This is a genomic window from Roseovarius sp. YIN77 (genome assembly GCF_057219155.1).
Map to the genome: position 1 here is coordinate 104,875 of NZ_JBXVVI010000003.1, position 12,984 is coordinate 117,858.

The following is a 12,984-nucleotide window of genomic DNA, read 5'->3' on the forward strand; positions in this document are numbered from 1 at the left end:
TATAAATGGTTAAATGTGATGGATACAATTTTTGCACTGGCAAGCGCTCGGGGTAAGGCGGGTGTATCTGTGGTTCGGATTTCGGGGCCGCTTGCCTTTTCGACGGTGCAAGAATTAACCGGATCACTGCCCGCGCCACGCCACGCAGCGTTACGGCAAATCCGCGACTTGGACGGATCGCATGTCGACAGCGGGTTGGTAATATGTTTCGCGGATGGGCAAAGCTTTACCGGTGAAGAGTCTGTAGAGTTGCACCTACATGGCAGCATCGCTATTGTTGGCGCTGTCCTGCGAATCTTGTCGGGCATGACGGGGCTGCGGCAGGCTGATCCTGGTGAATTTACGCGTCGCGCCCTGGAAAATGAGCGTCTTGATCTGGCGCAGGTCGAAGGCCTCGCAGATCTGATCGATGCCGAAACCGAGATGCAACGCAAACAAGCACTTCGCGTTCTGTCGGGTGCTTTGGGGGAAAAGGCCGAACAATGGCGCGCAAGCCTGATCCGCGCTGCTGCATTGTTGGAGGCAACCATCGATTTCGCAGACGAAGAAGTCCCTGTCGATGTCTCGCCAGAGGTGCTGGATCTTTTGGATGCGGTTGCCATCTCTATGGACGCAGAGGCGAAAGGTGCCGCGATTTCCGAACGGATCCGGGATGGGTTCGAGGTGGCCATTGTCGGCCCCCCGAATATCGGCAAATCCACCCTGCTGAACGCCCTAGCGGGCCGAGAGGCAGCGATCACCTCCGAAGTCGCGGGCACCACCAGAGACGTGATAGAGGTCCGTATGGACCTGTCGGGGCTACCTGTGACATTTCTTGATACTGCAGGGCTTCGAGAAACCGAGGACTACGTCGAAGGGATCGGTATTGCGAGGGCTATAGAGCGCGCCCAACAGGCCGATTTGCGGGTTTTTCTAACAGAGGATGGATCAGATTTCGCCGGGCTGGAGGCACAGCCTGACGACATCATTGCTTTTGGAAAAGGTGATCTTTCCACCCCTGAAGGCCTTGCAATATCAGGAAAAACCGGCGAGGGCGTATCTAAACTGATCAATCAGATATCCTCTGTTCTGTCAGATCGCGTTGCCGGTGCAGGCGTTGCCATTCGAGAGCGCCACCGCAATTGCATAGAACAATCGCTTGTCGCTTTGGGAATCGCGCGGAATCATGTATTGGAGAGCTCTGATCGGACAGAGTTAGCGGCAGAAGAGCTGCGTTCAGCCGTACGATCGACAGAGGCGCTTATCGGGCGTGTGGATGTTGAAAATCTACTGGATGAAATATTTGCGAGCTTCTGCATCGGGAAATAAGGAATGTTTCACGTGAAACATTGGGATTTTGATACGATTGTCGTCGGCGGCGGACATGCCGGGGCAGAGGCTGCGTTGGCGGCTGCGCGATGTGGTGCAAAGACAGCGCTGGTCACGCTGTCACTCGATTCTGTTGGTGTGATGTCCTGCAACCCCGCAATCGGCGGGTTGGGAAAAGGCCACCTGGTTCGCGAAATTGATGCCATGGACGGTGCCATGGGCCGTGCAGCAGATGCGGCCGGAATACAGTTTCGATTGCTTAATCGGCGCAAAGGGCCAGCGGTTCAGGGCCCACGGGCACAGGCAGATCGCAAGCTTTACCGCCTTGCAATACAACATGAAATTCGAAATGCGCCCAATCTGACCGTGGTTGAGGGCGAGGCGGTGGATTTCCTGATGTCCGGAGGTTCAATCGCCGGGCTCAAGCTCGCCGATGGGTCTGAATTGTCATCGCCAACGGTGGTTCTCACCACAGGTACATTTTTGCGCGGAGTCATTCATATTGGCGATGTTTCGCGTCCTGGCGGCCGAATGGGTGACAACCCTTCGGTGCGTCTGGCAGAGCGGATGGATGAATTTGGCTTTGCGCTTGGCCGACTGAAAACTGGCACTCCACCGCGTTTGCGCGGCAGCAGCATCAATTGGGACATTCTGGATATGCAGCCGGGCGATGACGAACCCACGCTGTTTTCCTTTATGTCCAGCAAGCCGCTCGCGCGACAAATCTCTTGCGGCATCACCCACACAAACGCGACAACCCACCAAATTATCGCCGACAATCTGGATCGTTCGGCGATGTATGGGGGGCATATCGATGGTGTGGGGCCGCGCTACTGCCCGTCGATCGAGGATAAGATTGTCCGGTTCGCAGACAAGGATTCTCACCAGATATTTCTGGAACCTGAGGGTTTGGATGACGATACGGTCTATCCGAACGGGATTTCTACGTCGCTGCCAGAAGACGTGCAGCTGGATTATGTATATTCCATCAAAGGCCTTGAAAACGCAGAGATTTTGCAGCCCGGCTATGCGATTGAATACGATTATGTCGACCCGCGGGCGCTGAAACCAAGCTTGGAAACCAAGGCCGTATCCGGCCTGTATCTCGCCGGGCAAATCAACGGAACAACCGGTTATGAGGAGGCGGGCGCACAAGGGCTTGTCGCGGGCATCAACGCCGCCCGCGCCGCTCAGGATAAGGCACCGGCCGAATTTAGTCGTTCCTCTTCCTATATCGGGGTGATGATCGATGATCTTGTCACGCGCGGTGTGACAGAGCCCTATCGGATGTTCACGTCCCGGGCAGAGTTTCGCCTGTCCCTCAGGGCCGACAATGCCGACCAGCGCCTAACCCCACTGGGTCTTTCCCTTGGTTGCGTTAGCCAAACACGAGAAAACGTCTTTCAGAAGAAGATGGAAAAACTGGACGCAGCGCGGGAGATTTTGACCGGCGCAAAGTTCACACCAAAGGATTTGAACGAACAAGGCGTCAGGGTAAATCAGGACGGTGTACGCCGGTCAGCTTATACGCTGCTGTCCTTTCCCGACATCACCTTTGATACATTAATCAAAATGGATGACGGCCTGTCAAAAATTGAACCCGACATTCGCAAACAGATATCCTGTGATGCGCTATATGACCAGTATATCGAGCGACAGAAGCGCGATATAGAGGCGCTTAAGCGCGATGAAGCGCATGAAATTCCAGCAGAATTTTCATACGACGCACTGAACGGGTTGTCAAATGAACTAAAGACAAAACTGAATTCGACCCGCCCGGCGACACTGGCCCACGCCGCCAAGATTGATGGGATGACCCCAGCCGCGTTGACGCTCATCTTGGCAAAACTGCGCCAAGGCACACGACGGAGATCTGCCTGATGTCCGATGGGGGTCAGGCGAAGTTTCTGGCGAAAACGAATGTTTCACGTGAAACAATGGCGCGTTTGGAGGCTTACGGATCCCTTCTGCGGCGCTGGAACAAAAAGATAAATCTCGTATCTGGCTCGACGATTTCATCAATGTGGAGCCGCCATTTTTTAGATTCGGCGCAGCTTTTGCAGATCATGCCAAAGGCCAGTGGCCTTTGGTTGGATCTGGGGTCGGGAGGCGGTTTTCCTGGGCTCGTCGTAGCGGCGATCGCAGCAGATACGCACAAAGACCTTACCGTCGAATTGGTCGAAAGTGACATTCGCAAGGCCACATTTCTTAGAAGCGTCGCAAGGGAAATGGGGCTGGACGTTACGGTTCACACATCTCGGATAGAGCAATTGCCAGCGAAATCGGCAAATATCCTGTCGGCGCGGGCGCTCGCATCGCTGGATCAGCTGCTGGAATTCGCCCATTTGCATCTTTCGCCCTCAGGCACGGCCATATTTCCAAAAGGCGAAAAGCATAAAAGTGAAATTGCAACTGCCCAGAAGTCGTGGCACTTTGATCTGGAGCAGATTCCCAGCCTAACGGACAGTTCAGCCAGTATTTTAAAAATAACGGAGCTTTCGCGTGTCTGACCCTACCCGGCCAAATGGCCCGAAGATTATCGCCATCGCCAATCAAAAGGGCGGGGTGGGAAAAACGACAACCGCAATCAACCTAAGCGCCGCGCTGGCAGAGCAGGGAAACAGCGTGCTGTTGGTTGATCTCGATCCGCAGGGAAATGCCTCAACCGGGCTAGGGATAGATGCTGATGTCCGGCGCTATACCACATATGACCTTTTGTTGGGTGAAGAAGATGTCAGGGACATTATTCTAAAAACCCAGGTTGACCGGCTGTCGATCATTCCCTCAACAACGGATCTTAGCTCTGCGGATATTGAGCTTTATTCAAACGAAAAGCGGCTTTTCCTCCTCTACGATGCCCTTCGGCAGCCGGCGATGGATGATTTCCTGTTCGATTATATCCTGATCGACTGCCCGCCATCGCTGAACCTGTTGACGATTAATGCGATGGTGGCGTCGCATTCGGTCATGGTCCCGCTTCAAAGCGAGTTTTTTGCGCTGGAAGGCCTGTCGCAACTTATGCTGACCGTGCGGGAGGTGCGCCAGACCGCAAATCCCGGGCTGCGATTCGAAGGTGTCGTTTTGACCATGTTTGATGGGCGTAACAATCTGTCTTTACAGGTAGAAAAAGACGCGCGCGACAATCTGGGTGATCTGGTGTTTCGAACCATTGTTCCCAGAAATGTACGTCTGAGCGAGGCGCCGTCCTATGCCATGCCGGTTCTGGACTACGACCCAAATTCAAAAGGCAGCCATGCCTATCGTGCGCTGGCGTCGGAATTGCGACGCCGCCACGAACGCAGCGCCGCATAAGGAGGCCAAGATGAAACCATCCGATAAAAGAGGGCTGGGCCGCGGACTGTCTGCGCTGATGGCAGATGTGGGTGTACAGCAACCGGGCGCCGAGACACCAGCGCCGAGCCGATCTGATGCGATGTTGCCGATCGAGGCGCTTCACCCAAATCCAGACCAGCCGCGGCGCGAATTTGTGCCCGAAGACTTGGAAAGCTTGGCCTCATCGATCCGCGAAAAGGGTGTGATCCAACCGCTTATTGTTAGAAAAATTATTGGTAATTCAAACACTTACCAGATCATAGCGGGGGAGCGTCGATGGCGTGCGGCGCAAATGGCGCGTTTGCACGAGGTTCCCGTTCTGATTCGGGACTACAGCGATTCTGAGGTGCTGGAAATCGCGATAATCGAGAATATTCAGCGCGCAGATCTAAACCCGATTGAGGAGGCCGCGGGTTATCGACAGCTGATGGATCGTTTTGGCCATACCCAAGAAAAGCTGGCGCAGGCCCTTTCCAAAAGTCGCAGTCACATCGCCAACCTGATGCGGCTGCTGCAGTTGCCGGACGATGTTCAGGGCTATCTTAAATCAGGCCAATTGAGCACAGGACACGCTCGCGCCCTGATCACATCTGAAGACCCTTCAGCGCTTGCAAAGCAAGTAATTGCGAAAGGCCTATCGGTTCGGGAAACAGAGCGCCTGGCAAAGGGACCGGTTCAGAAAAAAGGCTCTATTTCAGCCCAAAAGCCGGAAAAAGACGCCGACACCCGTGCGTTGGAGGCTGATCTGAGCGCCAATATCGGTATGAAGGTCAGTGTGGATCACACGCCGGGGCAGGAAGCGGGCCAAATTACAATTAAATACAAGTCTCTGGATGAGCTGGACGATCTGTGCCGGATTCTGACGGCTATGCCTGCGGGCGGGTCCATATAAAGACCAAGACCGCGCCCAGAATTGTCGCCTGTAGCAAAAGCAGCCACAGGGCGAGGCCTAAAACCACGGAAATTGAAAAAGCGGCAATGATAGAAAGTGTTGCCAACCGCTTTGCCGTTACGGATATGGCGCCCCGTTCCCGCCAATCGGCGATAGAGGCGCCAAATACAGGGTGGTTCAGCAGCCAATCATGCATTCGCGTTGAAGAGCGTGCAAAACAGAACGCCGCCAATAGAATCAAGGGCACAGTTGGAAGGATGGGTGTGACGGCGCCAATGGCCCCAAGCGCGAGGCTGACCATGCCAAAGAAAAACCAGGCAATGCGCATCAATGCTCACCCAAAAGTTCGCGTAGCAGCGCATTCAAAATTGGCCGCCCTTTAGGCGCGGCACAAATCATGCGTTCGTCTGCCTGCAATAGACCCATATCGACCAACCGATCAATCGCAGTCGGATTGAGCGGTGATCCAGAGATATGTTCATACCGGGTGCGATCAACCCCTTCGCTCAATCTCATGCCCATAAGCAAGAATTCGGTCGCCTGATCAGAGGCCGATAACGACTCACTTGAAATACTTCCGTCGCCTCGGGTGTCTACCGCGTTCAGCCAGGCACCGGGCTGACGGTACGCCTCTGTCGAATAGCGTCGACCAGAAAGCGTCAGGCGCCCGTGCGCCCCGGGGCCAAGACCGGCGTAATCGCCATAACGCCAATAGATCAGATTGTGACGGGATTCTGATCCAGGCTTGGCGTGATTGGAAATTTCATAACCGGGAAATCCATGCGCCGAGCAAATATCTTGTGTTAAATCAAACATATCGGCGGATTGATCATCATCTGGCAACCCACGCAATTTACCGTGTTTGTACCGATCGCCAAAGGCGGTTCCGACCTCGATCGTCAATTGATACAGCGACAAGTGATCCGCAGACATTGCCAAAGCCTGCGACAGCTCATCACGCCAATCTGATAGGCTTTGATCCTGGCGCGCATAGATCAAATCAAAACTGACTCGATCAAAAACGCCACGGGCAACATCGAATGCGGCCTCGGCCTCTGCCACGGAATGAAGCCGCCCGAGTTTACGCAGATCTTCGTCATTCAGCGCCTGAATACCCATTGAGATACGATTGACACCACCATCGTGATATCCGCGAAATCGACCCGCCTCGACGGAGGAGGGGTTTGCCTCCAACGTGATTTCGATATCATTGGCGGGTGTCCAAAGAGAGATTGCAGCCTGGATAACATCGGCAACCAGATCAGGCTCCATCAGGCTGGGCGTGCCGCCCCCAAAAAATATCGAATTCAGCACGCGCCCGGGGGTCAGTGCGGCCACCCGCCCGATCTCGGTCAAATAGGCGCGCCGCCACCGCTCCTGATCAATTCTTGCAGAGACATGTGAATTGAAATCGCAATAGGGGCATTTGGATTGGCAAAACGGCCAATGAATATAGAGCCCAAAGCCCCCGTTTTTCCAGTCGTCAGTCAAAACACGTTTCGACCAGTTTGGCAAAAGCGCGGGCGCGGTGGCTCATTGCATGTTTCCGGTCTGGGTCCATCTCGCCAAAGGTTTCAACCTCTCCCTCCGGGATAAACATCGGATCATAACCAAAACCACGGGCGCCGCGCATCGGCCAGGTCAGTCGGCCGGGCGCGATCCCTTCGAACAATTCATCATGACCATCCGGCCAGGCCAGACACAGCGTGCAGTGAAACGCGGCGGTTCGGGGTTCTGGTGCGGATTTATCTTCCAGCGCGGTCCAGACTTTGGTCATAGCCATCGAAAAATCGCGACCATTTGGTGTTTCTGCCCAGTCGGCAGTGTAAACTCCCGGGGCACCATCCAGCGCATCCACCGCAATTCCGCTATCATCCGACAGCGCGGGCAGGCCACTGGCCTTGGCGGCAAAATGCGCCTTGATCCGGGCGTTTCCGGCAAAACTGGATTCGGTTTCGGCAGGCTCTTCAAGGCCCATTTCGCCTGCCGATGTGACCTCCACTCCAAAAGGCGCAAGCAGGGCAGCGATTTCGCGCAGCTTGCCCGCATTGTGGGTCGCAACCACCAGCGTCTTTTCGGCCAGCTTTCTTGTCATGAGGTCGCGGCGATTTGTGCGGCAGACAGTTGCGCTGCGCCCCGTTCGGCCAGATCCAAAAGGGCATTCATCTGATCCCGGCTATAGGTCGATCCTTCGGCAGACATCTGCACCTCGATCAACCGTGTCGACCCGGCCATGACGAAATTTCCGTCAACGCCAGCCTCGGAATCCTCAGGATAATCCAGATCCAATACCGGCTGACCCGCGTAAATCCCGCAGCTAACTGCTGACACCGGATCACCCAGGGGATCACTGATAATGGCTCGCGCCTTCAGCAATTTGTTCACGGCCAGACGCAGCGCCACCCATCCGCCGGTAATCGCCGCGCATCTAGTGCCGCCATCGGCCTGAATAACATCGCAATCGACAGTGATCTGGCGTTCGCCCAAGGCAACACGATCCACACCGGCGCGCAGGCTGCGGCCAATCAGCCGTTGAATTTCAACCGTCCGTCCACCCTGTTTGCCAGAAGCAGCCTCGCGCCGCATCCGTGTATGGGTAGAGCGGGGCAGCATCCCATATTCCGCCGTGACCCATCCCAGGCCAGAGTTTTTGATGAAGGGCGGGACGCGCTCTTCCAGGCTTGCGGTGCACAAAACATGGGTTTCCCCGATTTTAATCAGGCAAGAACCTTCGGCATGTTTGGTCACACCAACCTCAATCGAAATTGGGCGCATTTCGTCAGTTTTGCGGCCAGATGGGCGCATGACATATTCCTTTATCTGTTTTGTCCCCAGATAGCGGGGCCGGGCGGGAAAGCGCAAGTAAGATTGACGCAGAACATAATTGGATTTTATTTGTTCTGGCGCATATATCTTGATCTGAAATGAACGAACACAAACACATCCTTCAGGAAATGAACGACAGATCACGCGAAGTCTTTCGCCGGATCGTCGAGGGCTATCTGGAAAGCGGGGAGCCGATCGGGTCGCGGACGCTGACCCGCACCCTGTCTGAACAGCTAAGCGCGGCCACCGTGCGCAACGTCATGCAGGATCTGGAGGTCATGGGCCTGTTGGACAGTCCGCATATCTCCGCGGGTCGCATTCCGACACAGCTGGGGCTGCGCCTATTCGTCGATGGCGTGCTTGAAGTCGACGATCTGTCGCGCGATGATCGCGAAAAAATCGATGCCTCTACGGGGGCGAACGAGGCCGACATTGCTGCGCGCCTTGATCGGATCGGATCCGTCCTGTCTGGGCTGACCCATGGTGCGAGCCTGGTGCTGGCCCCCAAGCACGAAGCGCCCATAAAGCATGTGGAATTTGTGCATCTGGGTCAGGATCGGGCACTGGTTGTTTTGGTTTTCGCTGACGGCCATGTTGAAAACAGGGTCTTCCAGCCACCCATCGGTCAGACCCCATCCTCGTTGCGAGAGGCCGCCAATTTTCTGAATGCTCTGGCCGAAGGGCGCACCCTGTCAGAGTTGCGCACGGTCGTTGAAACAGAGATTACCCACCGACGTCAGGAAATCGATTCCCTTGCCCGCGCATTGGTCGAAAGCGGTATGGCGCTGTGGGAAAATGAGGGCGAATCATATGAACGCCTGATCGTGCGCGGGCGGGCAAATTTGCTTGACCAGGGCACAGATACCGAAGATCTGGATCGTATCAGAAGCCTCTTTGACGATCTGGAGCGCAAGCGCGATATCGCAGAATTTCTGGATCTGACCGAACAGGGCGACGGTGTGCGCATTTTTATTGGCTCAGAGAACAAACTCTTTTCACTTTCGGGTAGCTCTTTGGTGGTTTCTCCTTATATGAACGCTGATCGAAAGATTGTCGGGGCGGTCGGGGTCATTGGTCCCACGCGGCTGAACTATGGCCGGATCGTTCCGATCGTGAATTATACTGCGCAACTTGTTGGCCGTTTGATATCAAACCGCGGCTGACAGATCGGGCAAGAAGGATTGAAAGATGGCGGGTGCCAAGCAAGACGACGAATTTTTGGATGACCTCGACGCCCTAGAGGCCGCGATGGATGCCGAAGAACTGGTCGATATCACCAAAGACGAAGAAGAGCCGGAGTTTGATGAACTGGACGCGGTCAAGGCAGAGCGCGATCAGTTCAAAGACCGTTTTTTGCGGGCTTTGGCGGATGCTGAAAACATGCGCAAACGCGCTGACCGGGATCGGAAAGAGGCTGAAAACTACGGCGGCTCTAAACTGTCGCGCGATGTCCTGCCGGTTTATGACAACCTGACCCGTGCGCTGGAAACCGTGACTGACGAACAGCGCGAGGCCAACGCCGCCCTGTTGGAAGGCATCGAATTGACCCGGCGTGAATTGCTGAACGTCTTTTCCAAACACGGCATCAACCGGATCAAGCCAGAGGTCGGCGACACATTCGATCCGCAATTGCACGAGGCCATGTTTGAGGCCCCGCTGCCCGGCACGGTGGCTGGTGAAATCATTCAGGTTTCCGCCGAGGGGTTTCAGCTGCACGATCGCCTGCTGCGCCCGGCCAAAGTGGGCGTCAGCTCGACCCCGAAATCGTGATCAAAGACCATCCCGCATTGGCGGCATGACGGCTTACAAAAGACCAACATAGTGACATTTCGATCAGGGCGCTTTATCCAAAAGCGCCCTGAGTTCGTATATAAGGTCAAGTGCTTGCTTAGCGGTCAGGTTATCCGGGTCAGACTCCGCCAATCTGTCCAGCGCCGGGGAGGGGCCGGGTCTGGGCGCAGGTGTCTGTTGTGGAGGTGTTGCCGAAAACAGCGGCAAATCATCAATTAATGCCTTTTGATGGCTGCTGCCTTCACGTTCGCCTTTTTCCAACGCGTCCAGAACGACGCGCGCGCGATCAACAACACTGTGCGGAAGACCGGCGAGCTTGGCGACCTGAACACCATAAGACCTGTCTGCGGCTCCCTTGCGCACTTCGTGCAGGAAAATGACCTCGCCTTCCCACTCCTTCACCGCAACGGTGGCATTGTCGACGCCATCAAGTTTATCTGCCAGTTGGGTCATTTCATGATAGTGGGTGGCAAAAAGCGCGCGACAACGATTGGATTCGTACAAATGCTCTAATGTGGCCCAGGCAATTGATAACCCGTCATAGGTCGATGTTCCGCGCCCAATTTCATCCAAAATGACAAAGGCCCGGTCATCAGCCTGGTTCAAAATCGCGGCGGTTTCGACCATTTCGACCATAAAGGTCGATCGACCCCGCGCCAGATCGTCAGAGGCCCCAACCCGGCTAAAGAGCTGGCTGACCAACCCAATATGGGCGGCGCGCGCCGGGACAAAGCCGCCGATCTGCGCCAAAAGCGCAATGAGTGCGTTTTGCCGCAGAAACGTAGATTTGCCCGACATATTCGGCCCGGTCAGCAGCCAGATCGAGGCCCCATCATCCGGCAGAAACTGACAATCATTGGCGATAAAGCTTTCGACACCCTGCTGGCGTAGCGCCGCCTCGACCACCGGATGCCGTCCACCCTGAATATCGAATACGCGAGAGCCGTCAACCGTTGGCTTGCACCAATTATCCCGGCGCGCAATATCCGCCAATCCGGCGCAAACATCAATTTCCGCAAGCGCCCGCGTGGCCGCAAATATCTTGTCAGATTGATCCAGAACTTGCTCTTTTAGGCTGGAATAGAGACCCTTTTCAATTTCGAGGGCCCGCGCGCCTGCGTTCAGGATTCGCGTTTCCAGCGCCGACAGCTTGACGGTCGTAAATCGAACCGCGTTGGCCGTGGTTTGCCGGTGGATGAACGTTTCGGACAGCGGTTCCGACAACATGCGCTTGGCATGGGTGGCGGTCACCTCGATAAAATAACCCAGAACATTGTTGTGTTTGATTTTCAGGGACTGAATGCCGGTCTGATCGATGAATTCGTGTTGCATCCGGGCGATCACGCCGCGCCCCTCATCTCGCAAGGTGCGGGTCTGATCCAGCTCGGCATTGAAACCCGCTGCAATAAAGCCACCATCGCGCAACAAAAGCGGGGGATCTTCTACCAGCGCTTGTTTTAAATATTGAACCAGCGGTCCAAACCCCAATAAACCCTTGGCCGCGGACTCCAGAAGGCCAGGCAGGGTTTCGCCTTCCAGCCGGGCGGCAATCAGGCCCGCCTGTTCCAGCCCATCGCGAATGGCAGACAGGTCCCGTGGCCCCGCGCGATCCAGCGCCAATCGTGACAGCGCCCTGTCAATATCCGGCGTGCGGGTTAACAGGGATCGAAGGTCGGCAGAAACACCAGCACTATCAAAGAAATACGACACCGCAGACTGACTATCGATGATGGCTGTCAGATCCAGGGAGGGGCTGGAAATGCGCCGCTCCAACAATCGCGCCCCGCCTGCCGTCACCGTCCGGTCAATGGTCGACAGCAACGATCCCTGCCGCCCGCCTGATAAAACATGGGTCAGTTCCAGGTTTCGGCGCGTTGCTGCATCGATTTGCATGATGCGGCCGGTGTTTTCCTTTTGTGGCGGACGCAAAAGCGGCAAATTGCCCTTTTGCGTCAGCTCCAGGTAATCAACAATCGCCCCCATTGCGCCCAGCTCTGCCCTGTCGAACTGTCCAAACGCCTCCAGCGACCCGACTCCGAACAAAGATTTCAGGCGTATCTCGGCGGAACTGCTGTCAAAGCTTGCGCGACCAAGCGGGGTGGGAGAAACCCCTAAATCAGAGACTATTTCAGCGTAATCCGGCTCTTTTTCTTCAGAGATCAACAATTCGCGCGGGGCCAGCCGCGCCAATTCTGGTCCCAACCGAACCGGCGGGCAGTCCATGACATGAAAAGCACCTGTCGAAATATCGACCCAGGACAGCGCGGCCTGTTCCCGCACCACCGCAAAGGCCGCCAAATAGTTATGGCGACGCGCGTCCAGCAACGTATCCTCGGTCAGTGTGCCCGGCGTAACCAAACGGGTGACGCCACGTTTGACAACTGATTTTGAGCCACGCTTTTTCGCCTCTGCCGGGTCTTCCAGCTGTTCGCAAACGGCAACGCGAAACCCCTTGCGGATCAATGTCAGGAAATAGCTTTCGGCAGAATGGGCTGGCACCCCGCACATGGGGATATCCTCGCCCTGATGTTTGCCGCGTTTTGTCAGGGCGATATCCAGCGCGAAAGCAGCGGCCACGGCATCGTCAAAAAACATCTCGTAAAAATCGCCCATGCGGTAAAACAACAGCGCATCCGGATACTCTGCCTTGATCTCCAGATACTGGGCCATCATCGGGGTTACAGAGGCTGTGGCTGCTTTTGCCATATGTCAACGACCATTCCTTGATTTTCAAATCTTGGCAGAGATTGCCTCAAATTAATTCCGGGTGCACCGCAAAAATTAAGGCGTATAAACAGCACCAGATCGGCACTGTCATCCCGCGATGAACCTGA

General features: G+C 55.4%; 12 protein-coding genes. 7 read left to right on the forward strand and 5 right to left on the reverse strand.

Annotated elements, in window-relative coordinates:
* Nucleotides 1-18 precede the first annotated feature (18 nt).
* The 5 genes from mnmE to AC2D8P_RS05820 are packed head-to-tail and all read left to right on the forward strand — an operon-like array spanning nucleotide 19 to nucleotide 5,533.
* Nucleotides 19-1,308, forward strand: coding sequence for a tRNA uridine-5-carboxymethylaminomethyl(34) synthesis GTPase MnmE (gene mnmE / locus AC2D8P_RS05800; protein WP_484701319.1), 1,290 nt, complete (start codon nucleotides 19-21; stop codon nucleotides 1,306-1,308).
* Nucleotides 1,309-1,311: 3 nt separating this feature from the next.
* A complete protein-coding gene (gene mnmG / locus AC2D8P_RS05805) occupies nucleotides 1,312-3,189 on the forward strand; it encodes a tRNA uridine-5-carboxymethylaminomethyl(34) synthesis enzyme MnmG (protein WP_484701321.1) in 1,878 nt (625 codons plus the stop codon).
* 56 nt (nucleotides 3,190-3,245) lie between these two features.
* A complete protein-coding gene (gene rsmG, locus AC2D8P_RS05810; protein ID WP_484701322.1) occupies nucleotides 3,246-3,818 on the forward strand; it encodes a 16S rRNA (guanine(527)-N(7))-methyltransferase RsmG in 573 nt (190 codons plus the stop codon).
* On the forward strand, nucleotides 3,811-4,620 hold the full coding sequence (locus tag AC2D8P_RS05815) for a ParA family protein (RefSeq protein WP_484701325.1): 810 nt from the start codon (nucleotides 3,811-3,813) through the stop codon (nucleotides 4,618-4,620). The genes rsmG and AC2D8P_RS05815 overlap by 8 nt, the downstream gene beginning before the upstream one ends.
* 10 nt (nucleotides 4,621-4,630) lie before the next feature.
* The gene (locus AC2D8P_RS05820; RefSeq protein ID WP_484701327.1) at nucleotides 4,631-5,533 is read left to right on the forward strand and encodes a ParB/RepB/Spo0J family partition protein; all 903 of its coding nucleotides are present in this window, start codon (nucleotides 4,631-4,633) and stop codon (nucleotides 5,531-5,533) included.
* Here AC2D8P_RS05820 and AC2D8P_RS05825 read toward each other — a convergent pair.
* Genes AC2D8P_RS05825 through rph form a run of 4 tightly spaced genes read right to left on the reverse strand, consistent with a single transcriptional unit; the run spans nucleotide 5,508 to nucleotide 8,338 of the window.
* The gene (locus AC2D8P_RS05825) at nucleotides 5,508-5,861 is read right to left on the reverse strand and encodes a YbaN family protein (protein ID WP_484701329.1); all 354 of its coding nucleotides are present in this window, start codon (nucleotides 5,859-5,861) and stop codon (nucleotides 5,508-5,510) included. The two genes, AC2D8P_RS05820 and AC2D8P_RS05825, sit on opposite strands and share 26 nt — an antisense overlap.
* The gene (gene hemW, locus AC2D8P_RS05830) at nucleotides 5,861-7,024 is read right to left on the reverse strand and encodes a radical SAM family heme chaperone HemW (protein WP_484701330.1); all 1,164 of its coding nucleotides are present in this window, start codon (nucleotides 7,022-7,024) and stop codon (nucleotides 5,861-5,863) included. Before hemW ends, AC2D8P_RS05825 begins: the two co-directional genes overlap by 1 nt.
* Entirely contained in the window at nucleotides 7,017-7,628 is a 612-nt protein-coding gene (rdgB, locus tag AC2D8P_RS05835; protein WP_484701332.1) for an RdgB/HAM1 family non-canonical purine NTP pyrophosphatase, read from the reverse strand. The genes hemW and rdgB overlap by 8 nt, the downstream gene beginning before the upstream one ends.
* Nucleotides 7,625-8,338, reverse strand: coding sequence for a ribonuclease PH (rph, locus tag AC2D8P_RS05840; RefSeq protein WP_484701334.1), 714 nt, complete (start codon nucleotides 8,336-8,338; stop codon nucleotides 7,625-7,627). The genes rdgB and rph overlap by 4 nt, the downstream gene beginning before the upstream one ends.
* A gap of 119 nt (nucleotides 8,339-8,457) precedes the next feature.
* On the opposite strand from rph, the gene hrcA reads away from it, so the two are divergent.
* Nucleotides 8,458-9,522, forward strand: coding sequence for a heat-inducible transcriptional repressor HrcA (gene hrcA / locus AC2D8P_RS05845; RefSeq protein WP_484701336.1), 1,065 nt, complete (start codon nucleotides 8,458-8,460; stop codon nucleotides 9,520-9,522).
* Between the two features lie 25 nt (nucleotides 9,523-9,547).
* Nucleotides 9,548-10,129 carry a nucleotide exchange factor GrpE gene (locus AC2D8P_RS05850; protein WP_484701338.1) on the forward strand — a complete coding sequence of 194 codons (582 nt, stop codon included), beginning with the start codon at nucleotides 9,548-9,550 and terminating at the stop codon, nucleotides 10,127-10,129.
* 63 nt (nucleotides 10,130-10,192) lie between these two features.
* On the opposite strand, the gene mutS is transcribed toward AC2D8P_RS05850, so the two are convergent.
* Complete coding sequence (gene mutS / locus AC2D8P_RS05855) at nucleotides 10,193-12,856, reverse strand: DNA mismatch repair protein MutS (protein ID WP_484701339.1); 2,664 nt, start codon at nucleotides 12,854-12,856, stop codon at nucleotides 10,193-10,195.
* Between the last annotated feature and the right edge of the window lie 128 nt (nucleotides 12,857-12,984).

Bases quoted from the DNA above. Each gene is read 5' to 3' on its own strand.
- mnmE (WP_484701319.1), top strand. From the start codon at position 19: ATGGATACAATTTTTGCACTGGCAAGCGCTCGGGGTAAGGCGGGTGTA.
- mnmG (WP_484701321.1), top strand. From the start codon at position 1,312: ATGTTTCACGTGAAACATTGGGATTTTGATACGATTGTCGTCGGCGGC.
- rsmG (WP_484701322.1), top strand. From the start codon at position 3,246: ATGGCGCGTTTGGAGGCTTACGGATCCCTTCTGCGGCGCTGGAACAAA.
- AC2D8P_RS05820 (WP_484701327.1), top strand. From the start codon at position 4,631: ATGAAACCATCCGATAAAAGAGGGCTGGGCCGCGGACTGTCTGCGCTG.
- AC2D8P_RS05825 (WP_484701329.1), bottom strand. From the start codon at position 5,861: ATGCGCATTGCCTGGTTTTTCTTTGGCATGGTCAGCCTCGCGCTTGGG.
- rdgB (WP_484701332.1), bottom strand. From the start codon at position 7,628: ATGACAAGAAAGCTGGCCGAAAAGACGCTGGTGGTTGCGACCCACAAT.
- rph (WP_484701334.1), bottom strand. From the start codon at position 8,338: ATGCGCCCATCTGGCCGCAAAACTGACGAAATGCGCCCAATTTCGATT.
- hrcA (WP_484701336.1), top strand. From the start codon at position 8,458: ATGAACGAACACAAACACATCCTTCAGGAAATGAACGACAGATCACGC.
- AC2D8P_RS05850 (WP_484701338.1), top strand. From the start codon at position 9,548: ATGGCGGGTGCCAAGCAAGACGACGAATTTTTGGATGACCTCGACGCC.
- mutS (WP_484701339.1), bottom strand. From the start codon at position 12,856: ATGGCAAAAGCAGCCACAGCCTCTGTAACCCCGATGATGGCCCAGTAT.